The sequence below is a fragment of the Nonomuraea sp. NPDC048881 genome (genome assembly GCF_040649795.1).
Taxonomy (GTDB): Bacteria; Actinomycetota; Actinomycetes; order Streptosporangiales; family Streptosporangiaceae; genus Nonomuraea.
In genome coordinates this window covers 551532-575220 of sequence record NZ_JBEZGC010000004.1, presented here as the reverse complement: position 1 = coordinate 575220, position 23689 = coordinate 551532, and the positions used below count along the sequence as shown (strand labels likewise).

The following is a 23689-nucleotide window of genomic DNA, read 5'->3' as shown; positions in this document are numbered from 1 at the left end:
GTCGTGGCAGGGGGGCCGCGGCCCTGCCATCGAGCGAGAGGTCACGCGTGATCACATTCGACGCTGTCACCAAACGCTATCCAGACGGCACCACCGCCGTGGACGCCCTCTCCCTTGAGGCGCCCACCGGCGAGATCACCGTGCTGGTGGGCCCTTCGGGCTGCGGGAAGACGACGTCCCTCCGGATGATCAATCGCATGATCGACGCTTCCGAGGGACAGATCCTCCTCGACGGGGTGCCCGTGAGCGGCATCGACCCGCCCACGCTGCGCCGCGGCATCGGGTACGTCATCCAGCAGGCCGGCCTCTTCCCGCACCGGAAGATCGTCGACAACATCGCGACGGTCCCGTACCTGCTGGGCTGGGACAAGAAGAAGGCCCGTGCGCGGGCGATGGAGCTGCTCGAACGCGTCGGCCTCGACCCGGCCTTCGCCGGCCGCTACCCCTTCCAGCTCTCCGGCGGGCAGCAGCAGCGCGTGGGCGTGGCCAGGGCGCTGGCCGCCGACCCGCCCGTGCTGCTCATGGACGAGCCGTTCAGCGCGGTCGACCCGATCGTCCGCACCAGCCTCCAGGACGAGCTGCTGCGGCTGCAGGCCGAGCTGAACAAGACCATCGTGTTCGTCACCCACGACATCGACGAGGCGATCAAGCTCGGCGACCGGGTGGCCGTGCTGCGCGTCGGCGGACGGCTGGCCCAGCTCGCCGACCCCAAGACGCTGCTGTCGGAGCCGGCCGACGACTTCGTCCGCGAGTTCCTGGGCCACGACCGGGGGATCCGGCGGCTGCAGTTCATCTCCACGAAGGGGCTGCGGCTGCGTACCGACCTGACCGTGCGCGAACGGGCGGCGAGCGACGAGCCGTGGTTGCTGGTCGTGACCGACGACGACCGGCCCGTGGGCTGGTTCGCCGGGTCGCGGCCCGAGGAGCTGGAGCCGTACGGGACGTTCGTGCTCGGCCGCGACTCGATGCGCTCGGCCCTGGACGCGGCGCTGCTGTCGCCCTCCGGCTGCTCGGTCGCCGTGGACGAGGACGGCAGGGTCGTCGGCGTGGCCACCAGGGAGGCCCTGGACGAGGCGCTGGCGGAGGCCGCCGATGCGTGAGGGTCCGCCCAGCATCTGGGAGTGGATCGCCCGCAACTGGGACACCGGCCGCGCCGACAGCATCAGGAACCTGCTGACCGACCACCTGACCATGTCCCTGGTGCCGATCCTGGCCGCGCTGGTGCTGGCGTTGCCGCTCGGGCTGGCCTGCGTGCGCTGGCGCTGGCTCTACCAGCCCACCTCGGGCCTGATGAACGTCGTCTACGCGCTGCCGTCGCTGCCGGTGTTCATGCTGCTGATCTCGGTGACCGGGCTGTCGCAGACCACCGTGATCATCCCGCTGACCTTCTACGGCATGGCCGTGCTCATCCCGGCCGTGGTCGACGGGCTGAACTCGGTGCCCGACCACGTGCGCCAGTCGGCCGTCGCGATGGGGTTCACGCCCATGCGCCGCCTGCTGCAGGTCGAGCTGCCCATCGCCACACCGGTGGTGCTGGCCGGGCTGCGCGTGGTCGCGGTCTCCAGCATCAGCCTGGTCAGCGTGGGCGCGCTGATCGGCCAGGGCGGGCTCGGCGGGCTGTTCACCCGGGCCTACCAGAACCCGTTCATGCCGCCGGTGGTCACCGGCATCGTGCTGATCGTCGCGCTGGCGCTGGTCGCCGACGGCCTGCTGGTCCTGGCCCAGCGCCTGCTCACCCCCTGGGTGCGCGCGCGGAAGGGGACGTCGTGAGCTGGTTGGGCTCGTTCTTCGGCTGGCTGGCCGACTTCTTCGGCACCGGGGCGAACTGGGCCGGCCCCGACGGCATCCCGGCGCGGCTGCTGGAGCACCTGGAGTTCTCGGCCCTGGCGCTGGTGCTGGCGATGCTGATCGCGGTGCCGCTGGGGCTGGCCATCGGCCACACCGGCAGGGGCGAGGTCGTGGTCGTCATCTCGGCGAACCTGGCCAGGGCGCTGCCGACGCTCGGCCTGCTGGTGCTGTTCGTGCTGCTGCTCGGCACGTCCTCGATCTGGCCGGTGATCATCCCGCTGGTGCTGCTGTCGGTGCCGCCGATCCTGGTCAACACCTACGAGGGGATCAAGGGCGTCGATCCGGAGCTGCGCGACGCGGCGTACGGGATGGGGCTGCGCGGCGGGCAGGTGCTCGGCCGGGTGCTGGTCCCGGTGGCGCTGCCGCTGATCCTGCTCGGGCTCAGGCTGTCGGCGATCCAGGTGGTCTCCACCACGACGGTCGCGGCGTACACGGGGCTCGGCGGGCTCGGCCGGTTCGTGATCGACGGTTTCGCGACCAAGGATTATGCGAGCGTTGTGGGGGGTTCAGTACTGATTGTGCTGTTCGCGCTTGTCGTGCAGATCGTGTTCGCCCTCATCCAGAGGGTGACCGTTTCGCCGGGGGTGAGCCAGAGACTGAAGGTTCGATAGTCTCCGGTATTACCTGCCGCTTTAGAAGGGAAATTGACAGATGAGACGCATGATCGGCACCGCGGCGGTGCTCGTGTCGGCGACGCTGGCGCTGGCCGCCTGCGGTGGCGGGAGCGGCGGTGGGGGCAACCCGCTCGACACCACGAGCGCGGCGCCCAGCGGGTCGGCCGCGGCGGCCGGGGGCAAGGCCGTCATCGGCTCCTTCGACTTCGACGAGAGCGTGCTGCTCGCGTCGATCTACGCCCAGGCCCTTGAGGCCAAGGGCGTGCAGGTCGAGGAGAAGCCGCGCATCGGCAGCCGCGAGGCGGTCTACGACCAGGTCAAGAACGGCGGCCTGACCATCGTTCCGGAGTACAACGGCAACCTGCTGGCCTTCGTCGACCTGAAGAACACCGCCTCGACGACCGACGAGGTCAACGCGGCGCTGAAGGAGAAGCTCCCGGCCGAGCTCGAAGTGCTCGACTCCTCCCCGGCCGAGGACAAGGACAGCCTCTCGGTCACCAAGGACACCCAGACCAAGCAGTCGCTGAACACCATCGAGGACCTGGCCAAGGTCTCCAAGAACATGGTCGTCGGCGGCCCGCCCGAGTTCAAGAAGCGGTGGGAGGCGCGCTTCAAGGAGGTCTACGGGCTGGAGTTCAAGCAGTGGGAGCCGAAGGGCCCGGCCACGGCCGACGCCCTGAAGGACGGCTCGATCCAGGTCGGCAACGTGTTCACCACGGACCCCAAGATGCTGGCCAACAACCTGGTGCCGCTCCAGGACACCAAGAACATCTTCCCCGCCCAGAACGTCACGCCGCTGCTGTTCAAGTCCGGCGCGAACGACACGATCCGCACCACGCTCAACGGCATCTCGGCCAAGCTGAGCACCCAGTCCCTGCTCGACATGATGCAGAAGATCTCCGTCAACAAGGACGAGCCCGCCACGGTGGCCAAGGAATGGCTGACCTCCAACGGCCTCGCCTGACGCCCGCGGCGGGGGCCTCCGGCCGGAGGTCTCCGCTGTGAGCGAGTTCACGGAGGCGATGGCGCAACTGGCCGCGGGCGTCGCGGTGATCACCGTCCGGGACGGGCGTGACGACCTGGGCGTGACCGTGTCGGCGCTGATGTCGGTCTCGGCCGAGCCGCCGCTCGTGCTGATCAGCCTGGCCTCCCGCGGCTACCTCTGCGAGGTGCTGCTCCGGCAGGACCGGTGGGCGGCCTCGCTGCTGTCCTCCGGCCAGGCCGCGATCGCCAGCCGCTTCGCCACCGCCGGCCGCCCCAGCGCCCGCCTCCTGCTGGCGGGCACCCCCCACCACCGGGGGGCGCACACCGAGGCGCTGGTGGTCGAGGGCGGTGTGGCGGCCCTGGAGGCCGAGACGACCCAGGTCGTCCCGGCCGGCGACCACACGCTCTTCGTCGCCCAGGTGCTCGCCGTCCCCTATGTCACCCCCGCGCTCCAGCCGCTGGTACGGCTGCGCGCCCGCTACCGGCCGATGGGATGCTGAATGCGCAGTTTCCTCTTCCTCCTGGGCGGCAACCGCCGTGACGGCAACACCGAGACCCTGGCCAGGCACGCCGCCGCCGCGCTGCCGCCGGACGCCGGGCAACGCTGGCTGCGCCTCGACGACCACCCGCTGCCGCCCTTCCGGGACATCCGCCACACCGGCGACGGCCTCTACCCCGTCCCCGAGGGCGCGGAGAAGCTGCTCGCCGAGGCCACGCTCGACGCCACCGACCTGGTGATCGTCTCCCCGCTCTACTGGTACAGCGTCTCGGCCACCACCAAGCTCTACCTCGACCACTGGTCGGCCTGGATGCGCGTCCCCGGCTACGACTTCAAGGCGCGCATGGCGGGCAAGACCGTCTGGGCGGTCACCACGATCAGCGAGGAGGACGAGTCGGTGGCCGATCCGCTGATCGGCACGCTGCGCCTGTCGGCGGAGTACTTCGGGTCGTGGGGCGGCGCGCTCATCGGCTACGCCAACCGCCCCGGCGACATCCTGCGCGACACCGGCGCCCTGGAGCGGGCCGCGGCCTTCTTCAGCCCCGGCGCTCGAAGTGCGGATACAGGGTCGCCTTCGTCCCGGCCTTGACCAGCGTCTCGACGACCCGGCCCGTGAGGTCGACGACGCCCACGCCGTCCTTGACCGGGGCGAGCAGGTGCCGCTCGTCGTACCAGCCGAGCGTCGGGCCCCACACCGGGCGCGGCTCGCCGCCCGGCTCGAACACGTTGAGCAGCAGGCGGCGGCCGTCCGGCGACCAGGTGGGCCAGAGCGTCTGCAGGTACTGGCCCGCCTGCCTGGGGTCCTCCGGCACGGGCAGCTCGACCTCGCTCTCCTTGCCCGACCGGCGGTCCAGGAAGGTCACCTTCGGCGCGCCGCCCGCGTGGTGGGCCGGCTTCACCTGCCGGCGCTCGTCCGGGGAGACGCTGACCGCGCCGTCCACCCGGGCTTAGGCGCGCTCGGCCGGGTTCCACGCCCACTGGCCGTCCGGGGCGGCGAGGTTGACGATCACGTGTACTCCTCCGATCCCCGTGGATCAGGGAGCGTACAAGATCAAATTATCTGATGACGTACCAACCGGGCAAAGAGAGCGGACCGGCGGCGGGCAGGCCCAGCTCGGCCGACAGGCGGGCCAGCGGCCCCCAGGCGTCGAGCCGCATCCTGGCCAGGGCGGCGGACTTGTCCTCGCTGGACTCCGGCCCCCGCAGCCGCTCCAGCGGGTTGATCCTGGGATAGACGCGCACGGGGGCGTCGTCGGCGAGCCCCGCGCGCTCGCGGGCCAGGCCGAGGGCGTGCTCAAGGCCGCCCAGCTCGTCGACCAGGCCGTTGGCGTGGGCGTCCGCGCCGGTCCAGACCCGGCCTCTGGCCAGCTCGTGGGCGCGCTCGCGGGTCAGGCCGCGGCTCTCGGCGACCTTGCCCACGAAGTCGTCGTAGATGCGGTCGAGCCACCCGTTCACCCGGTCCCACTGCTCGGGGGAGAAGCCGCGGGCGGTGGAGAACATGCCGGCGTTGACCCCGTCGGCGACCAGTTCAGTATTTATCCCGATTTTTTGGAGCAAGTCAGTCATGACGGGCTTGCCGCCATAAACGCCGATCGAGCCGGTCAGGGTGCCGGGCTGGGCCACGATCACGTCGGCGCCCATGGACACGAAGTATCCGCCGGACGCGGCCAGGTCGCCCATGGAGACGATCACCGGCTTCACCCGGCGGGTCAGCGTCACCTCCCGCCACACCGTGTCGGAGGCCACGTACGAGCCGCCGGGGCTGTCCACGCGGAAGACCACGGCCTTGACGTGCTCGTCCCGGCGGGCCGCGCGCAGCGCCGCGCTGATCGTGTCGGAGCCCATCGCGCCGCCCCCGCCTAGCGGGCTGCGGCCGCTGCGGCCGCTCCTGATCTGCCCGCTGCCGTGCACGAGCGCGATGCCGTCGGCCATGGGGTGCGGCAGCTTCCGCACCGCCGCGCTCCTGGCGTACCGGGAGACGAACAGCAGGTGGGCCTCGCCGCCCGTGGCCCGTCGGACCTCGTCGTACACCTCGTCGCGGTAGGCGAGGGCGTCCACCAGGCCGGTCGCCTGCGCCTCGGAGGCGGTGAAGGGGCCGCGGTCGATCAGTTCGCGCACCTTGGCCGGGTCGAGCCTGCGGCCCTCGGCGATGCCGTGGACGAGCTGCTCGGCGACCGACTCCACGATGCGGGTCATCGACTCGCGGTGGGGCTCGGTCATGTGGTCCTGGGTGAAGGTGTTGACCGCGGTCTTGTACTCGTGCCGCTGCCCGGCCTCGACCGCCACGCCCAGCTTGGTCAGCGCGCCTTTGAGGAAACGCTGCTCCATCGCCACCCCCGTGAGCCCGACGTCGCCGCTGGGCTGGAGGTAGACCCGCTCGAACGCGGTGGCCAGGTAGTAGGGCACCGTGCCGCCGCTGAACTCCCCGAACGTCTCGGCGTAGGCCACCGTCAGCTTGCCGGAGGCGCGGAAGCGGGTGACGGCCTCGCGCAGCTCCTGGACCATGGCCAGGCCCATGGGGTTGCCGCCGAGCTTGACCACCAGCGCCTTGACCCTGGAGTCCCGGCCGGCCCGCCGGAGGCCGGACAGCACGTCCGACAGACGGGTCTTGCGCATGGACAACACCGCGGCGACCGGGTCGGACGGCGGTCCTTCCGTGAGGCCCTCGGTGAGATCGAGCTCCAGGACCAGCGGGCCGGTGCGCCGCTGGCGAAGCTTGTCGACGGTTTCGAAGATCGCCCTGCCTGCGTCCATATAGCCACCCTAAGCGACACATTTCGTGTCGGGCCCGGAACAGGGCCAGGCGGCCGCCCGGGTAGGGGCGTCCGCCTGGAACCTGGGCCGATGCCGGGTCAGCGGTGGTGGTGCAGGGCGGCGTAGACGTTGATGCGGGGGGTGGTGAGCTGGGTTCCGGCGCTGGCGTACGTGATCGGCTTGCCGGTGCGCCGCAACGCGTCGAGGAGCTGGTCGGAGGTGGCGTGCGCGCGCTTCTGCCGCAGCAGCGCGAACGAGCCGGCGACGTGCGGGGCGGCCATCGAGGTGCCGTTCAGCGTGGCGTAGGCGTTGCCGCTGATGGCGGCCGTGATCGAGACGCCGGGCGCGAACAGGTCGAGCATGGCGCCCCGGTTGGAGAAGGAGGCCACGGCGTCCTGCTTGTCGGTGGCGCCCACGGTCACGACGTTGGAGACGCAGGCGGGCCAGGAGACGGAGGCGTCGAAGCCGTTGTTGCCCGCGGCCACGACGGTGGCCACGCCCTTGGCCTGGAGCTGGTCCACCTCGGCCTTGAAGTCGGCGCCGTCGCCCTCGTCGCAGTAGGCGTCGTACTTGCCGCCGCCCAGGCTCAGGTTGACCGCGGCGATGTCGTACTGGTCGGCCAGCACGTTCGCGTACGCCATGCCGGTCAGGACCGAGGAGTCGTAGGCGAGCACGCAGGACGCCGCGGCGCCGCAGTAGGGGGAGTTGTCGAAGCGGCTGAAGACCTGGATAGCGATGATCTTGGCCTTGGGGGCGACGCCGGGGTTCGGGAACTCCTTGGTGGCCTGGCCCGCGGTGATGCCCGCGACGTGGGTGCCGTGGTAGCACAGGCCGTACTCGGGCCGGGGGGCGTTGCGCAGGCACGCCTCGGTCTCGGAGCTGGCCGCGCCGTCGCCGATCTGGAACTGGCTGCCGTTGGGGCACAGCGGCGTCGAGCCGTCGGCCGGGTCGGTGGCGGAGAAGCACGCCTGCGCCGCGATGCGCCGGCCGAAGGCCGGGTGGTCGTTGTCGATGCCGGAGTCGATGATCGCGACGGCGGTGCCCTTGCCGGTGAAGCCCTGCCGGTGCGCCCGGTCGGCGCCGATCAGCGGCACGCTCTGCGCCAGCGAGGGCTCGTTGAGCCGGTCCTTGCGGATCGAGACGACGTCCGCCTGCTCGGCGACCTTCTCCAGCTCGGCGCGGGTGCCGCGGTAGACGAAGAAGTCGAGCTTGCCGGCCAGCTCGGCGGGCGGCGTGGCCACGACGTTGCGCCTGTCCTGCCTGACCCCTTCCGCGCCGGCCAGGGCCGACTGCACCTGGGCGGGCTGGCGGACGCGGACGATGACGCGGTGCTCGCCTGTCGAGGTGACGGCCGGGTCGATCTTGGACTCGGGGTCGGCCAGGGCGGGGGTGGCGACCAGCGACGCAGCGGTGGCGGCGAGGGTGATCGCACCGGCCAGCAGAGACATGAGTCTCAACTGATCCTCCGGGGGGTCAGGGGGCGTTTGTGTAAAGAAGTGTAGATATTGGACAAGAGATGTCAGAGAGGCGCTTGTGTTCTGTTATCGCTTCTTGTCTTGGTAAGCGAAAGGGCCGGATCGTCGGATCCGGCCCTCTCCTGGACGCTGTTGTCAGGCTTTGGGAGTGCTCGGGGCCGTGGCGCTGAACACGTCGATGCGGGCCGTGCGCGCCTGGGCGCCGCCGGCGGCGTAGCCGATGCTGCGGCCCGTGGCCTGCAACCGCTGCAGGCTCTGCGCCACCGTGAAGTCCGGGTACGCCTGCCGCATCAGCGCGAACGCCCCCGCCACGTGCGGCGCGGCCATCGACGTGCCGCTCTTGTCGGCGTAGCTGTCGTCCGGCACCGACGACCTGATGCCCACCCCCGGCGCGAGCAGGTCGAGCAGCGGGCCCCGGTTGGAGAAGTCGGCCAGCGCGTCCCGGTCGTCGGTGGCCCCCACCGCGACGGCGGAGGAGATGCAGGCGGGCGCCGAGACGCCGTCGGGGAAGCCGTTGTTGCCGGCCGCGACCACGGGCGCGACCCCGAGGGAGAGCAGCGTGTCGAAGTCCGGCTTGAGGCTCGCCGCGCTCGGGTCGGAGTCGCAGTTCTCGCGGTACGGCCCGCCGCCGCCCAGGCTCAGGTTCGCCGCCGCGACGCGCCGGGCCGCGGCCACCCGCGCGACGTACTCCAGCGCCAGCTTCTGGTCGGAGGTGTAGCTGAGGAAGCAGGGCGCCTGGGTGCCGATGACCGCGCACGTCATCGCGCTGTCGATGCGGCTGAACACCTGGATCGGCAGGATGCCCGCGGCGGGCGCGACGCCGTCGGAGGGCGCGCCGGTCGTCATCCGGCCCGCGGCGATGCCCGCGACGTGCGTGCCGTGCGAGCAGGCGTTGACGCCGTTCACGACGCACTGGGCGGTCTCGGCGTCCGCGGACCCCGGGCCGGTCTGGCTCGGCTGGTTGTTCGGGCAGAGCGAGACCGAGCCGTCACTGGCGTCGGAGGAGGAGAAGCACGCCTCGTCCACGATCCGGCCGGCGAAGAACGGGTGGTCGCGGTCGATGCCCGTGTCCAGGACGGCCACCGTGAAGCCCCTGCCCGTCCAGCCGGCCGCGTTGGCCCGGTCGGAGCCGATGATCCGGGTGCTCCTGTCCAGGACGGCCGGGCGCAGCTCGTCCTTGTAGACGGCCTGGACGCGGTCGTCCTTCCTGAGCTGGGCCAGCGTCTTGCCGTCCAGCTCGGCGACGAAGAAGTGGGGCGACTGCGCCGCCTCCAGCACCCGGCTGCCCTCGGAGGCCTGTTCGAGATCCTTGGCCACGGCCTGCACGTTCTGCCCCGGCTTGAGCTGGATGATCGACCGGACCTTGCTCTTGGCCTGGACCTCCGCGACGAGGGCGGGGCTGATGACCGGGTCGCCGGTGTCACGCGCGTCGGCGCTCAGCGGTGGCGCCGCGCAGAGCACGGCGGATGTCGTGGCCAGCGCGGCAGCGCAGGCGAGCAGGGACCGTAGCCTCACTTAGTCCTCCGAGGGTCAGACCGTCCGGTGTGAGGTGTCCATCCCCTGGTGTGACAAGTGTGATGTCGGTGGCCTATGTGAAACCAGTGAAAGCTGAGCGGGTTTTTGCCATGCGGCGGGGAAGACGGAAGGGCAGCCGGCCCTTCCGTCGGTGAAGCCGCCTCAGAGCGACTTGAGCACGTTCTTCGTCGCCTTCCTCAGCGCCGCCTTCGACGCCGCGCCGCTCAGCCGCACCTTCTCGGCGGCGGTCAGCACGGTGGTGCCGTTCCTGCCGTGCGCCCAGTTGAGCCAGGCCGTCAGCAGCGCGCTGTCCAGCTTGTCGCGGGACGTCTTCGTGCCCTTCAGCACCCGGTACGCCTTGCCCAGCGACGACGCCTTGGTCAGCTCGGGGAACACCTTGCTGGCCTTGCCGATCAGCTTCAGGTAGCAGTTCAGCGTGTTGTCGGGGATCGTCCCGCTGCTGCGGTGGATCTCCACGGCCCACTTGCCGGCCGTCATCCTGGCGCCGGCCGTGCCGCGCGTGCAGACGGCGGCGGCCGACGGGGCCGGGGTCGGCGTGACGGTCACCGTCACCGTGACCGTGGGCAGCGGGACCGGCGTGACCGAGGACGTCGGGGCCGGCGCGGGCTGCCCGTCGTCGGGGTCGGGCTGGGGCGTCGGGCCGCTGCCGTCCGTGGGGTCGGGCTCGGGGTCGTCCGTGGGGCCGGTCGTCGGCGACTGCGTGATCGGCGGCTGGGGGCCGGTGCCGGCCAGGGCGGCGCCCACGTCCAGGCGGGGGGTGGTGACCTGGGCGCCGTTGGCCTCGTACTGGTAGGGCCGGCCCGTGGTCTTCAGCGTGTTGATCAGGTCGGCGACGGGCGTCTGCGGCGCGGCCGCCTTCATCAACGCCAGCGCGCCGGCGACGTGCGGCGTCGCCATCGAGGTGCCGCTGTGCGTGGCCATCTGGTTGTCCGGCACCGAGGACTGGATGTCCACGCCGGGGGCGAAGAAGTCGACCAGCGAGCCCCGGTTGGAGAAGTCGGCGATGGCGTCGGCGGCGTCGTTCGCGCCGACCGCGACCGCCGAGGAGACGCACGCGGGGTAGGAGGCGCCCTCGAAGAACTCGTTCCCGGCGGCGACCACGGTCGCGATGCCCTTGGCCAGCAGGGCGTCGATCTTCGGCTTGAAGACCGCGCCCTCCTCGGTGGCGTCGCAGTCGGTCTCCGACAACGCGCCGCCCAGGCTCAGGTTCACCGCCGCGACGGGCTGGGTGAGCGTGGCCACGTAGTCCATGGCCAGCCGCAGCGACGACTCGAAGGCCAGCAGGCACGACGACTCGCCCGTGCAGATGTCCTCGTCGTTCACCCGGCTGAACACCTGCACCGCGATGATCCCGGCGCCCGGGGCCACGCCGCCGCTGCCCGCCGCGATGCCGGCGACGTGCGTGCCGTGCTCGCACAGGTTCACGCCGCCGGACAGGCACTTGGCGGTGGTGGCGTCGGCCGCGCCCTCGCCGGTCTGCTGGGGCTGCCCGTTCGGGCACAGCGACTCCACGCCGCTCTCCACGGCAGAGAAGCACGCCTCGCCCACGAGCCTGCCCCCGAAGTACGGGTGGTCGCGGTCGATCCCGGTGTCCAGGACGACGATGTTCTGGCCCGCTCCGGTGAGGTTCTTCTCGTGGGCCTTGTCCGCGCCGATCTGGGTGATGTTGGACCCCACCTCGGCCGGCGCGTACGTCCGGTCGCGGTGGATGGAGGTGACGCGCGGGTCCTCGGCCAGCTTCGCCAGCTCCTCGGCGGTGCCCTCCACCACCATGAACGACTGGCTCTGCGGCTGCAGCAGCACGTCGACGCTCTGGGCCGCCGCCACGCCGGCCACCGGCTCGTGCTGCGCGGCGTCGGTCAGCTCCACGATGGCGCGGGTGGTGTCGCCGTCGAGCGCGAGGCCCTCCTCCAGCTTGCTCTGGGAGGGCGCCGGCGTCGGCGTCGCCGCGGGGTCGTCGGCGAACGCCGGGACGGAGGCCGATGACAGGGCCAGCACGATCGAGCACACGATCAGGGGGCGAAATCGCACGCGTCCTCCGAGGGGGATGATCTCGGAGTTTAGGGCGATTTATCCCGCCAGCACAGAGCCCGGCCCTGTTTCTCACCGAACTTTCAGCGCACGCACCTCAAACGTTCAACGACCCATCCGGCCCCGCGGACTCCGAAGGCTCCGTCGGCGCCTCCTTGGTCAGCCACACCGCGCCGAGCGGCGGCACCCGCAACGTCGTGGAGAACGGCAGCCCGTGCCACGGCTCGGCCTCGGCCTCGACCCCGCCCATGTTGCCCACGCCGCTGCCCCAGTAGTCGTAGGCGTCGGTGTTGACGACCTCCGCCCAGTGGCCGCCGTAGGGCAGTCCGAGCCGGTAGCTCTCGTGCGCCCCGCCGCTGAAGTTGACCACGCAGGCCGCCGCCGACCCGTCGGCCGCGTACCGGACGAACGAGAACGTGTTCCCCGACGCGTCGTCGGCGTCGATCCAGCGGAACCCCTCCGGCCTGGCGTCCTGCTCCCACAGCGCCGGGGTCTCCTTGTAGAGCCTGTTGAGGTCGCGGACGAGCCGCTGCACGCCCTTGTGCCCGTCGAACTCCAGCACCCACCAGTCGAGCCCGCGCTCCTCCGACCACTCCGAGCCCTGGCCGAACTCGCCGCCCATGAACAGCAACTGCTTGCCCGGATGCGCCCACATGAACGCCAGCAACGCCCTGAGCTGGGCGAACCGCTGCCATTCGTCCCCCGGCATCTTGCCGAGCAGCGAGCCCTTGCCGTGCACCACCTCGTCATGGGACAGCGGCAGCACGTAGTTCTCGGAATAGGCGTAGATGAGGGAGAACGTCATCTGATGGTGGTGGTACTGGCGGAAGATCGGCTCGCGGCGCAGGTATTCGAGCGTGTCGTGCATCCAGCCCATGTTCCACTTGAACCCGAAGCCGAGCCCGCCCAGGTGCACCGGCCGCGAGACGCCCGGCCAGGCCGTCGACTCCTCGGCGACGGTCGAGATGCCCGGAGCCTCCCGGTAGCAGACGGAGTTCATCTCCTTGAGGAACTCGACCGCGTCGAGGTTCTCCCGGCCGCCGTAGACGTTGGGGGTCCACTCGCCCTCGCGGCGCGAGTAGTCGAGGTAGAGCATCGAGGCGACCGCGTCCACGCGCAGGCCGTCCACGTGGAACTCCTTCAGCCAGTAGAGGGCGTTCGCGACCAGGAAGTTCTTGACCTCCCTGCGGCCGAAGTCGAAGACGTAGGTGCCCCAGTCGGGGTGCTCGCCCCTGGCCGGGTCGGCGTGCTCGTACAGCGGGGTGCCGTCGAAGCGGGCCAGGGCCCACTCGTCCATGGGGAAGTGCGCCGGCACCCAGTCCAGCAGCACGCCGATGCCGCGCTGGTGCATGCGGTCCACGAAGTGCCGGAACTCGTCGGGCGTGCCGAACCTGGCCGTCGGCGCGTAGTAGGAGGTCACCTGGTAGCCCCACGAGCCGCCGAACGGGTGCTCGGCCACCGGCAGCAGCTCGACGTGCGTGAACCCCATGTCGGCCGCGTACTCGGAGAGCTGGTCGGCCAGCTCCAGGTAGGACAGCCCCGGCCGCCACGAGCCCAGGTGCACCTCGTAGACGCTCATCGGCCCGAGCTGCGCCGGCCGGTCGCGCCGCGCGGCCATCCAGTCGTCGTCGTCCCAGGTGTAGGCGGACTCGTCGATCACGGACGCGGTCATCGGGGGCACCTCGGTGCGCCGGGCCATGGGGTCGGCCTTGTCGCGCCAGAGCCCGTCGGCGCCGAGGATCTGGAACTTGTACCGCTCACCGGCCTCCAGCCCCGGGACGAACAGCTCCCACACGCCCGACCGGCCGAGCGAGCGCATCGGGTAGGCGGTGCCGTCCCAGTGGTTGAAGTCGCCGACGACCCTGATGCCGCGCGCGTTCGGCGCCCAGACGGCGAACGCGGTGCCCCGCACGTCCTGGTGCTCCATCACGCGGGCGCCCAGGACCTCCCACAGCCGCTCGTGCCGCCCCTCGCCGATGAGGTGCAGGTCCACCTCGCCCAGCGTGGGCCAATGCCGGTACGGGTCCTTGACCTCGTACGGCTCCCCACCGGCGTACCGGACGCGCAGAGTGTAGTCGGGCACCTTGTCCAGCCCGGCGACCGTGGCCTCGAACACGCCGTGGGCCTGGTGTCTCATGTCGTGGGCCGTGCCGTCGTCGAGCACCACCTGCACCCGCTCGGCCAGCGGGCGCAGCGCGCGGAACACCACGCCGCCCGGGACCGGGTGTGCTCCGAGCACGGAGTGCGGATCGTGGTGCGCCCCGCCAGCGAGGCGGTCGAGCTCTGTCCTCATGGGCATGCTCCCAACCCTGCCTTATGATGACCGTCCATCTCAGGCACTGCCCGCTTTCACGGCGACAATCACCGAATGTGCAAAATCCCGGGATGATCGCAGAAGTATGCGGGATCGTCATGGATGATCCTTGGCCGTGTCGTGGCCGGATCCGCCCTGTACAAGGCGATCAGGCGCCCGATGTGTCCGGCAGCAGGTCGTCCACCGGCATGCCGGCCCCTTCGGCCAGGCCGGCCGCCAGCCCCGCCGCCCCCAGGCCCGCCGTCACGGCCGCCGTGATCCGGTCCACGTCGCCCCGCTCGCCCGCCGGCAGCGGCGCGCCGACGGACGCCCTGAGCGCGGCGGCCTTGCCGAGCAGCCGCGCCGCGTCCGCGTATCGGCCGCCGAGCGCCCGCGCCCCCGCCAGCCCCTCCAGCCCGAGTGCGGTCGCACGCGGGTCGCCCACGTTGCGGGCGGCGGCCAGCCCGCGAAGCTGGAACTCCAGCGCGCCCGCCGCGTCCCCGCGCAGCTCGGCCACGAACCCCAGCTCCGCCAGGATCAGCGCCGCGCCCGGCTCGCCGGAGACGTCCAGCACCCAGTCCAGCCAGCTCAGCAGCAGCCGCTCGGCCTCGTCGAGCCGTCCCTGGCGGCGCGCGCCGAGGGCCAGCCCGATCTCGGCGAACTCCTCGGCCGGACGGTTCGACTGCGAAACCGCCAGCCGCCTGGCCCGCTCGTGGTGGTCGTCGGCCGCCGCGTGGTCGCCCCGCAGCATGGCGATCCGGCCCAGGCGGGAAAGCGCGTCGGAGACCGAGCTCCACAGGCCCAGCTCCTCGGCCATGCGCAGGCCCTCCGCGCGCAGCTCCGCGGCGCGGTCGTAGTCGCCGATGATCTCGGCGTGGCTGCCCAGGCACTCCGCCGCCCGCAGCTCGCCCCAGCGGTCGCCGGTCCGCCGGAACAGCGCCAGGCCGCGCTCGCCGTCGCGCCGCATGCCCGCCAGGTCGCCGCGCATCCCCGCCCATCTGGCCCGGACGGTCAGGGTGGCGGCCATGCCCCACTCGTCGTCCAGTTCGGCGAACTCCGACAACGCCGTCTCGATCATTCCGGCGCTGATCGACAGATCGTCGTACCCGAACAGGGCGAAGCCGACGAACCATCGCGCCCTGGCCCGCTCCCTGGCGTCCTCGACCGCGGTGAACAGTTCCGTCACGTCAGGGCCCGGCGGCCGGCCCACCAGCAGCCGCATACCCGCCAGCCACGCCCTGGCCCGCGGGGCGCCCGGATCGTCGTCCGCCGCGATCGACAGCGCCGCCTCCAGCGCCCGCTTGCCCTCGCCCAGCCGTCCGCGCAGCACCCAGTACCAGGCCAGGGCGTTCACCAGCCGCAGCGCCTCGGCCGCCGCGCCGAGCCGCACCGCCGCCTCCAGCGCCGCGCGCAGGTTGCCGCCCTCGGCGTCGAGCCGGGCGAGCGCGCGCCGCTGCCCGTGCCCCCGCAGGTGCGGCTCCGCCCGCTCGGCCAGGTCCGTGTAGTGGCGCACGTGCCGGAGCCGCACCTCCGCCGGCTCGCCGGCCGCCTCCAGCCGCTCCACGCAGTACGCCGCCACCGACTCCAGCAGCCGGAACCGCGGCTCCCCGTCACCCCACGCCCGCGCCACCAGCGAGCGGTCCACCAGCCTGGCCACCGCGTCCAGGACGTCCACGCCCGGCTCGGCGCAGACCTCCTCGGCCGCCTCCAGCGTGCACCCGTCGGCGTGCACGGCCAGCCGCCGCAGCACGACGCGCTCGTCCTCGCCCAGCAGCTCCCAGCTCCAGTCGATCACCGCGCGCAACGTCTGCTGCCGGGCGGGCGCGCCGCGGCGGCCGGAGGCGAGCACCCGGAACCGGTCGTCCAGCCGGTCGGCGAGCTGGCGCGGGGTGAGCGTGCGCATCCGCGTCGCGGCCAGCTCCAGGGCCAGCGGGATGCCGTCCAGGCGGGCGCAGATCTCGGCGACGTCGGCGTCCGGCTCGATGCCCGCGCGCGCGGCGAACAGCTCCGCCGCCGCCTGCGGTCCCAGCGGCGGCACGCTCCACAGCGCCTCGCCCTCGACGCGCAGCGACTCCTGGCTGGTGGCCAGGACGCGCAGCCCGGGCGCGGCCCGCAGCAGCCGTCCGGCCAGCGCGGCGACCTGCTCGACGACGTGTTCGCAGTTGTCCAGGACGAGCAGCGTCCGGGTGCCCTCCAGGACGTCGGCCAGCCGGGCGGTCAGGTCCTGCGCCGCGCCGCCCACGTCGTCGCGCAGGCCGAGCACCGCCGCGACCGCCTCGGCCACCTCGACCGCCGGCGCCCCGGCGCGCAGCCCCGCCAGCTCCACCAGCCACACCCCGCCGCCGAAACCGGGCGGGCCGGGAGAGTCGGCCGCGGCGAGCGCGAGGCGGGTCTTGCCGACGCCGCCAGGGCCCGTCAGCGTGACCAGCCGGTTCGCGCGCAGCAGGGCGCGCACCTCCGCCACCGCCTCCTCCCGGCCCACGAGCCCGGTGAGCGGCGCGGGCAGGTTCGTCCGCCGCCGCTCCGGCCCGTCGAGCGCCGGGTCCTGCTCAAGGATCGCCTGGTGCAGCGCGACCAGCTCGGGAGCGGGGTCGAGCCCGAGCTCGTCGGCCAGCCGCGTCCGCAGGTCGGCGTAGCTGGCCAGCGCCTCGCCCTGCCGTCCGGCCCGGTACAGGGCCCGTACGTGCGCGGCCCGCAGCCGCTCGCGGAACGGGTGCTCGGCCACCAGGTCGGTCAGCTCGGCCGCCAGCAGCCCGTGCTCGCCCAGCCCGAGCCGCGCCTCGGCCAGCTCCTCCACGGCCACCAGCCGCTGCTCGTCGAGCCTGGCCACGGCCGCCCTGGCGAACTCCTCGTCGGCGAACTCCGCGAAGGCGGCCCCTCGCCAGAGGTCGAGGGCCTGCCGCAGCAACCCGGCGCGGGTCCGCGGGTCGGCGCTGCGCTGCGCCTGCCCGACGAGGGCGGCGAACCGTCCGGCGTCCACGTCCTCGGGCTCGACCCGCAGCACGTACCCGGGCGCCCGGTACGCCACCAGCTCGCGGTCGCCCAGCACCCGGCGCAGCTGCGACACCTTCACCCGGAGCGCGGCCAGGGCGTTCGCCGGCGGCCTGCCGCCCCACAGGTCCTCGATCAGCCGGTCGGCGGAGACCGGCCGCCCGGCGTGGATCAGCAGGTCGGCCAGCAGCGCCCGGACCTTGACCTCCAGCACCTGGACGGGCTCGCCGCCGGGCCCCCACACGGCGAGCGCCCCCAGCACCCCGAACCGCACTCCACCCCCCAGAAGCAACTCCGAATCAGACCATAACCCCCTGCGGGCAGGGTGAAGACATCCGTCAGAACCTAAGGAATCCCGAAATGTCAGAAGAAATTTCCATCATCGGTCTCGGCCTCATGGGCGCGGCGCTCGCCGGCAGCCTGCTGGACGCCGGTCACCGCGTCACCGTGTGGAACCGTTCGGCGGACAAGGCCGAACCCCTGGTCGCCAGGGGCGCCACCCGCGCCGGGACGGTGGCGGAGGCGGTCGCGGCCGGCCCGCTGGTGATCGTCTGCGTGCTCGACTACCCGGCCGTGTACGAGCTGCTGGCCGACGTCCCGCTGACGGGCCGCGTCGTGGCGAACCTGACCACGGGCCGGCCCGTCGAGGCCCGCGAGGCGGCCGAATGGGTGGCCGCACGCGGCGGCGACTACGTGGACGGCGGCATCATGGCCGTGCCCCAGATGATCGGCCGGCCCGGCGCGCTCGTGCTCTACAGCGGTTCGCAGCCGGCCTTCGAGCGCTTCGAGGACGCGTTCCGCGCGATGGCCGAGCCGCGTTTCGTCGGCTCCGACCCCGGGATGGCCCCGCTCCTCGACCTGGCCATGCTCACCGGCATGTACGGCCAGATCGCCGGCTTCCTGGAGGCGACCGCGCTCGTCGACTCGGCCGGCTACTCGTTGACCGACTTCACGAGCACCCTCCTGGTCCCGTGGCTCAACGCGATGGCCGCCCTGCAACCGGAGTGGGTCAAGTCCGTCGAGTCGCGCGACTACACGACCTCGGTGTCGAACCTGGAGATCAACAGGTCCGGCCTGGAGAACCTGGTGCGCGCCTTCCGGGAGCAGCAGGTCAAGCCCGATCTCCTGCTGCCGTTGAAGGCGATCATCGACCAGCGCACCGCCCGCGGCCACGGCGCCGAGGGCCTGCCCGGCCTGGTCGAAGAGCTGCGCTGACCCCCGGGCCGCCCACGGCGGGCCCGGCCAGGTCAGGCGGGGGCGGGGTCCGCCGGTCAGGCGCGGCGGGGTCCGCCGGTCAGGCGGGGCGGGGGTGGAAGGCGGCCAGCGGGATGGAGACCCACGACGGGCGGTTGCGGGCCTCGTAGACCACCTCGTACACCGCCTTGGACAGCTCGAACGCCCGCAGCAGCGCCGCGTCCCCGACCGTGATCATGCCGCCGCCCTCGCGGTAGCCGTCCAGGAAGGCGGTGCGGTTGCGGTCGGCCCAGGCCTCGGCCCGGGGCTGGAGTTCGGCGGCCTGCGGGTGGTCGGCCAGCAGGTGCCTGGCCGCGTAGTCGAACGAGCGCAGCATCCCGGCCACGTCCCGCAGCGGCGACGACAGCGCCCGACGCTCGGCCAGCGGTTGCCCCGGCTCGCCTTCGAAGTCGAGCACCACCCAGTCGGTGGGCGTGCGCATCACCTGGCCCAGGTGGTAATCCCCGTGAACACGCTGGACGGGCACTTCCCTGGTGAGCAGTTCCACCTGGTGGTAGGCGTCCTCCAGGGCCGCCATGTGCCGCCGCAGCTCGGGCACCTCGGCCATGGCCCGTCCGAGCTGTCGCCGGAACCCCTCGGCCATGCGTTTGACCTCGGGAATCTCGACCAGGTCCGTGGGGAACGCCGCGGCCAGCTCGTGGTGGACACGGGCGGTGGCGACGCCCAGCCGTACGGACTCGGCCGCGAAGTCGCCGCCCGCCTCGGCGGCGGTGACCCCCGGCAGCGAGGCGTACAGGTCGCGGACGCTGGTCAGCGCGAGGTCCCAGCCGTCGTTGGCGTTGGACAGGTACTCCTGCATGAAGGCGAGCGTGGTGTCCGTGCCGTCCACGTCGGCCTCGATCCACCCGTACGGCTGGGCGATGTTCGGCGCGCTCCGGACGGCCAGGGCGCTGATGATCTCCAGCTCCGGATTGACGCCCGGGACGAGCCGGCGGAACAGCTTGCAGATGTAGGAGTCGCCGTACACGAGCGAGGTGTTCGACTGCTCGGCCCCCAGCACCAGGCTGCGCTGGGAGGTGTCGATGACGACGCCGGGCGCGTGCCGCATGCGCAGCCCGCTGCGGGTCTCGTCGCCCGCCATGCCCTCCAGCAGCCAGCTCATGGCGTCGGCGTCATGGACGGCGTCATAGAAGTAGGCGTCGCCGAGGCTGCCGACGAGGGCGTGGTTGAGCCGGTCGGGCAGGTCGTGCCGCTCGCCCAGGAAGACCTGGTACCGGTCTCGCGCGCCCTCCTGCCAGACGGCCACGATCAGGTGCCGGAGCCCTGGCCTCAGCAGGACGTCCGACTCGATCGACAGATCGTCGATCGGGCGCCCCTTGCCGCCGAACCATCGTTGGCGGCCGATCCATGCGGCAAGGAGCTCCTCTATCACGCCCTACTCCTCCTGGGTGTGTGCCGGTGGGAGTGTGAACCAATAGAACCCATGCCCGGGAAGCGTCAAAAGATACGGTAGTTCGCCAATTGCCGGGAATGGGACCCCTCCCATGGTTTCCACGGGGGAGACGCCGACGAATCTACGCAGGTCAAGCTCGACCGGTTGCGGGAAGCGCGACAGGTTGTTGACGCACAACATCCGGTCGTCGCCCAGCTCCCGGACGAACGCGAGCACGCTGGGGTTGGAGGAGTTGAGCTCGGCGAACTCGCCGAGCCCGAAGACGGGGTGACGCTTGCGGATCTCGATCATCCGCTTGGTCCAGTGGAGCAGCGAGCCCGCGTTCTTCTGGTGGGCCTCGACGTTGATCGCCTGGTAGCCGTAGATCGGGTCCATGATCACGGGCAGGTAGAGCCGCCCGGGGTCGCAGTCGGAGAACCCGGCGTTGCGGTCGGGGTCCCACTGCATCGGGGTACGGACGCCGTCGCGGTCGCCGAGCCAGATGTTGTCGCCCATGCCGATCTCGTCGCCGTAGTAGAGCACGGGAGAGCCCGGCAGCGACAGGAGCAGCGCGGTGAACAGCTCGATCTGGTTGCGGTCGTTCTCCAGCAGGGGAGCCAGCCGCCGGCGGATGCCGACATTCGCCCGCATGCGCGGATCTTTGGCGTACTCCGTGTACATGTAGTCGCGTTCTTCGTCGGTCACCATTTCGAGCGTCAGCTCATCATGGTTCCGCAGGAAAATCCCCCACTGGCAATGTTCCGGAATTTTCGGCGTTTGTGCCAAAATTTCGGAAATTGGGTAGCGGGATTCTCGGCGGACCGCCATGAAAATGCGGGGCATGAGCGGGAAATGGAAGGCCATGTGGCATTCGTCCCCGCCGCCTACCGGATCGCCGAAATATTCCACCACGTCCGAAGGCCACTGATTCGCCTCGGCGAGCAGCACCCGGTCCGGGAAGAGCCGGTCGACCTCGCGCCTGATGCTCTTGAGGTATTCGTGCGTCCTGGGCAGGTTCTCGCAGTTGGTGCCCTCCTCCTCGAAGAGGTAGGGCACCGCGTCCAGGCGGAAGCCGTCGATGCCGAGGTCCAGCCAGAACCGCAGCACCTCCAGCATGGCCTCCTGCACGTCCGGGTTCTCGTAGTTGAGGTCGGGCTGGTGGTGGAAGAAGCGGTGCCAGTAGTACTGGCCGCGCACCGGGTCGTAGGTCCAGTTGGACGTCTCGGTGTCGATGAAGATGATCCGGGCGTCCTGGTACTTCTCATCGGTGTCCGACCAGACGTAGAAGTCGCCGAACGGGCCTTCCGGGTCGTGCCTGGAGGCCTGGAACCAGGGATGGGCGTCGCTGGTGTGGTTCATGACGAGGTCGGCGATCACCCGCATGCCGCGTTTGTGCGCCTCGTCGACCAGCTTCACGAAGTCTCCCAGATCCCCGAACTCGGGCAGGATCTTCATGAAGTCGGCGATGTCGTAGCCGCCGTCACGCAGCGGCGACTCGTACAGGGGCAGCAGCCAGAGGCAGTCGACGCCCAGCCACTGCAGGTAGTCGAGCTTGCTGATCAGGCCTTTGATGTCCCCGGTCCCGTCGCCGTTGGAGTCGGCGAATCCCCTGATCAGAACCTCGTAGAAGACGGCGCGCTTGTACCAGTAAGGATCGCGCGGCTTCTCCTCGTCGAAGGTGTTGGGAATGGGTGTGGAGCTCATGGGCTCCCCCAGAGGGAGCTCATGAGGAGGGCGCTTTCACACACGTTGAAGACTCCCCGCTGAATTCTGTTCTACCGTGGCGCGGCTCGTACGGTGAGAATGTGGGCAGGCTGGATGTGAGGGTCGAGACGCACATAGTTGCTCTGCCTCCAGCGGTAGGACTCGCCCGACAGCTCGTCGTCCACGACGACCTCGGCGTTCCAGTCGAGACCGATGGCGGGCAGGTCGAGATCTACCGTCGCCTCGTGGGTGTGGTGAGGATCCAGATTGACAACCGCCAGAACGACGTCGCCCAGCCCGTGCCTTCGTGTGGCCGTGTCATAGGCGCCCGGAAGCCGTTTGGAGAAGCAGACGATGTCCGGATGGTCGACCCTGTGGAACCGTAGGTTACGCAATTCCTGCAGCGCCGGATGCGCTCTTCGGAACAAATTCAGATGGGTGATGAGCGGGGCGAGGGTCCTTCCTTCGCGTTCGGCTGCCGCCCAGTCGCGTGGCTTGTACTGATATTTCTCACTATCAAGGTATTCCTCACTACCTGGGCGCACCGGAACGTTCTCGGCGAGCTCATACCCGGAGTACACCCCCCAGGTAGGCGACGTGAGAGCCGCCAGCACGGCCCTGATCCGGAACGCCGGCACGCCGCCGTGCTGCAGGTACTCGTGCAGGATGTCCGGGGTGTTGACGAACAGGTTCGGCCGCAGGAACGCGGACGTCTCGTGCGCGAGCTCGGAGAGGTAGGTCTCGACGTCGAACTTGGAGTTCTTCCACGTGTAATACGTGTACGACTGGTGGAACCCGGCCTTGGCGAGCGTCTGGAGCATCGCGGGCCGGGTGAACGCCTCGGCCAGGAACACCACGTCCGGGTCGGTCGCGTGGATGTCGGCCAGCAGGCGCTCCCAGAACGCCACCGGCTTGGTGTGCGGGTTGTCCACCCGGAAGATCCGCACGCCGTGGTCCATCCAGTGCCGCAGCACCCGCCGGACCTCGGCGAAGATGCCCTCGGGGTCCCTGTCGAAGTTGATCGGGTAGATGTCCTGGTACTTCTTCGGCGGGTTCTCGGCGTAGGCGATCGTGCCGTCCGCCCGGATGGTGAACCACTCCGGGTGCTCCTTGACCCACGGGTGGTCGGGGGAGCACTGCAGGGCGAAGTCGAGCGCGACCTCCATGCCCAGGGCGCGGGTGCGGCTGACGAACTCGTCGAAGTCCTCAAGGGTGCCCAGGTCGGGATGGACGGCGTCGTGGCCGCCGTCCTCCGAGCCGATGGCCCACGGCGAGCCGGGCTCGTCGGGCTCCGGGCTCAGCGTGTTGTTGCGGCCCTTGCGGAAGGTCTGGCCGATGGGATGGATCGGCGGCAGGTAGACGACGTCGAAGCCCATCTTGGCGATGGCAGGCAGCCGCTTGGCCGCGGTCTCGAAGGTGCCCGACCTGGAGACGCCGGACTCGGTGACGACCGCGCCCTCGGACCTGGGGAAGAACTCGTACCACGAGCCGTAGAGCGCCCTGCGCCGGTCGACCCTGACCTTGTACGGCTTGGCCCTGGTCACCAGCTCGCGGAACGGATGCGCCGCCAGCAGCGCGGCCGTCTCGGGGAGCTGGGCGATGGACAGCCGGGCGCGCGGGTCGAGATCCTCGTCCCGCAGCGTGGCCGCCACCGACAGCAGCGCCGCCCGGTGCCCGCACGCGCTGTCGCCGTTGCCGTTGCCCTTGCTGTTGCCCATGCCGTTCCTGGAGTGCCCGTTGCCGGGGCCGCCCTGGCCGCCGGGCGCGGGACACTCGGCCGTGCGAACGGCCTTGGCGGCCCGCTCGAACAGCCGGGCCCCCTCCTCGCACATGAGGTCGGTGTCGAGCCCACGCGGGATCTTGATCTCGGCGTCGTGCAGCCAGGTCGCGATCGGATCGCTCCACGCCTCCACGCGGAACATCCAGTCGCCCTCGGCCGGCAGGCACACGTCGACGCCCCAGCGGTCGGTGCCGGGGGCCAGCTCGCGCATGGGTTTCAGGCGGCCACGCTGTCCGTCGGGCGAGGTGAGCACCACGCCCGCGGCCACGGCGTCGTGGCCCTCTCGGAAGACGGTCGCCGAGACCTGGAAGGTCTCGCCGGCGACCGCCTTGGCGGGCCACTGCCCGCAGTCGACGACGGGGGAGATGTCCGTGATGGGAATTCGTCCGATCATCGCATTCGCAGGGTTTGCGACGGCGCGCTCGGCGCCGCCGGAGGCTTTCCGTATGTGCAAGGTTTCGCAACCGCGTGGGACCGCTGGATACGGCCTACCCCGGCAGTAACGATCCTTGCACGTAAATACTGGACAGCAGCGGATAGACCTCCCGAGTGTG

Annotated in this window: 17 protein-coding genes; 7 read left to right on the top strand and 10 right to left on the bottom strand. The window is 71.1% G+C overall.

What is annotated here, in order from left to right; genetic code table 11:
* The first annotated feature begins 47 nt into the window (after positions 1-47).
* From AB0C33_RS17785 to AB0C33_RS17760, 6 genes are read left to right on the top strand one after another with little or no spacing between them, the layout of a single operon-like run.
* Positions 48-1100: an ABC transporter ATP-binding protein gene (locus AB0C33_RS17785; RefSeq protein WP_352352266.1), complete on the top strand. Its 1053-nt coding sequence runs from the start codon at positions 48-50 to the stop codon at positions 1098-1100.
* Entirely contained in the window at positions 1093-1770 is a 678-nt protein-coding gene (locus AB0C33_RS17780) for an ABC transporter permease subunit (protein WP_352322038.1), read from the top strand. The genes AB0C33_RS17785 and AB0C33_RS17780 overlap by 8 nt, the downstream gene beginning before the upstream one ends.
* Entirely contained in the window at positions 1767-2459 is a 693-nt protein-coding gene (locus AB0C33_RS17775) for an ABC transporter permease subunit (protein ID WP_352352265.1), read from the top strand. The genes AB0C33_RS17780 and AB0C33_RS17775 overlap by 4 nt, the downstream gene beginning before the upstream one ends.
* A 40-nt stretch (positions 2460-2499) precedes the next feature.
* Positions 2500-3426: an ABC transporter substrate-binding protein gene (locus tag AB0C33_RS17770; RefSeq protein WP_357973381.1), complete on the top strand. Its 927-nt coding sequence runs from the start codon at positions 2500-2502 to the stop codon at positions 3424-3426.
* Between the two features lie 37 nt (positions 3427-3463).
* Positions 3464-3946, top strand: a complete 483-nt coding sequence (locus AB0C33_RS17765; RefSeq protein ID WP_352352263.1) for a flavin reductase family protein — start codon at positions 3464-3466, stop codon at positions 3944-3946.
* Positions 3947-4534 (top strand): NAD(P)H-dependent oxidoreductase, encoded by a 588-nt coding sequence (locus tag AB0C33_RS17760; RefSeq protein WP_358288775.1) that lies wholly within the window; start codon positions 3947-3949, stop codon positions 4532-4534. It begins immediately after the preceding gene.
* Here AB0C33_RS17760 and AB0C33_RS17755 read toward each other — a convergent pair.
* From AB0C33_RS17755 to AB0C33_RS17725, 7 genes are all read right to left on the bottom strand, one after another.
* Entirely contained in the window at positions 4482-4886 is a 405-nt protein-coding gene (locus AB0C33_RS17755; protein ID WP_358288772.1) for a hypothetical protein, read from the bottom strand. The two genes, AB0C33_RS17760 and AB0C33_RS17755, sit on opposite strands and share 53 nt — an antisense overlap.
* Before the next feature lie 115 nt (positions 4887-5001).
* Positions 5002-6699 carry a signal peptide peptidase SppA gene (sppA, locus tag AB0C33_RS17750; RefSeq protein ID WP_358288769.1) on the bottom strand — a complete coding sequence of 566 codons (1698 nt, stop codon included), beginning with the start codon at positions 6697-6699 and terminating at the stop codon, positions 5002-5004.
* Positions 6700-6797: 98 nt separating this feature from the next.
* A complete protein-coding gene (locus tag AB0C33_RS17745; protein ID WP_358289069.1) occupies positions 6798-8147 on the bottom strand; it encodes a S8 family serine peptidase in 1350 nt (449 codons plus the stop codon).
* Positions 8148-8309: 162 nt separating this feature from the next.
* Positions 8310-9689, bottom strand: coding sequence for a S8 family serine peptidase (locus AB0C33_RS17740; protein ID WP_358288766.1), 1380 nt, complete (start codon positions 9687-9689; stop codon positions 8310-8312).
* A gap of 162 nt (positions 9690-9851) precedes the next feature.
* Positions 9852-11741: a S8 family serine peptidase gene (locus tag AB0C33_RS17735; protein WP_358288763.1), complete on the bottom strand. Its 1890-nt coding sequence runs from the start codon at positions 11739-11741 to the stop codon at positions 9852-9854.
* 97 nt (positions 11742-11838) lie between these two features.
* Positions 11839-14034, bottom strand: a complete 2196-nt coding sequence (gene glgB / locus AB0C33_RS17730) for a 1,4-alpha-glucan branching protein GlgB (protein ID WP_358288760.1) — start codon at positions 14032-14034, stop codon at positions 11839-11841.
* A 169-nt stretch (positions 14035-14203) separates the two neighbouring features.
* Positions 14204-17299, bottom strand: coding sequence for a BTAD domain-containing putative transcriptional regulator (locus AB0C33_RS17725; RefSeq protein ID WP_358288757.1), 3096 nt, complete (start codon positions 17297-17299; stop codon positions 14204-14206).
* Positions 17300-17385: 86 nt separating this feature from the next.
* Here AB0C33_RS17725 and AB0C33_RS17720 point away from each other — a divergent pair, with 86 nt between their 5' ends.
* Positions 17386-18240 (top strand): NAD(P)-binding domain-containing protein, encoded by an 855-nt coding sequence (locus AB0C33_RS17720; RefSeq protein WP_358288754.1) that lies wholly within the window; start codon positions 17386-17388, stop codon positions 18238-18240.
* Between the two features lie 79 nt (positions 18241-18319).
* Here the strand turns inward: AB0C33_RS17720 and AB0C33_RS17715 are convergent, their stop codons facing one another.
* From AB0C33_RS17715 to AB0C33_RS17705, 3 genes are all read right to left on the bottom strand, one after another.
* Positions 18320-19651 carry an aminoglycoside phosphotransferase gene (locus AB0C33_RS17715; protein ID WP_358288751.1) on the bottom strand — a complete coding sequence of 444 codons (1332 nt, stop codon included), beginning with the start codon at positions 19649-19651 and terminating at the stop codon, positions 18320-18322.
* A 3-nt stretch (positions 19652-19654) separates the two neighbouring features.
* On the bottom strand, positions 19655-21355 hold the full coding sequence (gene treS, locus AB0C33_RS17710; protein WP_352322061.1) for a maltose alpha-D-glucosyltransferase: 1701 nt from the start codon (positions 21353-21355) through the stop codon (positions 19655-19657).
* A gap of 71 nt (positions 21356-21426) precedes the next feature.
* Positions 21427-23529 (bottom strand): alpha-1,4-glucan--maltose-1-phosphate maltosyltransferase, encoded by a 2103-nt coding sequence (locus AB0C33_RS17705; protein WP_358288747.1) that lies wholly within the window; start codon positions 23527-23529, stop codon positions 21427-21429.
* Positions 23530-23689: the final 160 nt, after the last annotated feature.

Coding starts and splice junctions, on each gene's coding strand:
- AB0C33_RS17705 (WP_358288747.1), bottom strand. CDS start 23,529: ATGATCGGACGAATTCCCATCACGGACATCTCCCCCGTCGTCGACTGC.
- AB0C33_RS17780 (WP_352322038.1), top strand. CDS start 1,093: ATGCGTGAGGGTCCGCCCAGCATCTGGGAGTGGATCGCCCGCAACTGG.
- AB0C33_RS17745 (WP_358289069.1), bottom strand. CDS start 8,147: ATGTCTCTGCTGGCCGGTGCGATCACCCTCGCCGCCACCGCTGCGTCG.
- AB0C33_RS17720 (WP_358288754.1), top strand. CDS start 17,386: ATGTCAGAAGAAATTTCCATCATCGGTCTCGGCCTCATGGGCGCGGCG.
- AB0C33_RS17770 (WP_357973381.1), top strand. CDS start 2,500: ATGAGACGCATGATCGGCACCGCGGCGGTGCTCGTGTCGGCGACGCTG.
- glgB (WP_358288760.1), bottom strand. CDS start 14,034: ATGAGGACAGAGCTCGACCGCCTCGCTGGCGGGGCGCACCACGATCCG.
- treS (WP_352322061.1), bottom strand. CDS start 21,355: ATGAGCTCCACACCCATTCCCAACACCTTCGACGAGGAGAAGCCGCGC.
- sppA (WP_358288769.1), bottom strand. CDS start 6,699: ATGGACGCAGGCAGGGCGATCTTCGAAACCGTCGACAAGCTTCGCCAG.
- AB0C33_RS17760 (WP_358288775.1), top strand. CDS start 3,947: ATGCGCAGTTTCCTCTTCCTCCTGGGCGGCAACCGCCGTGACGGCAAC.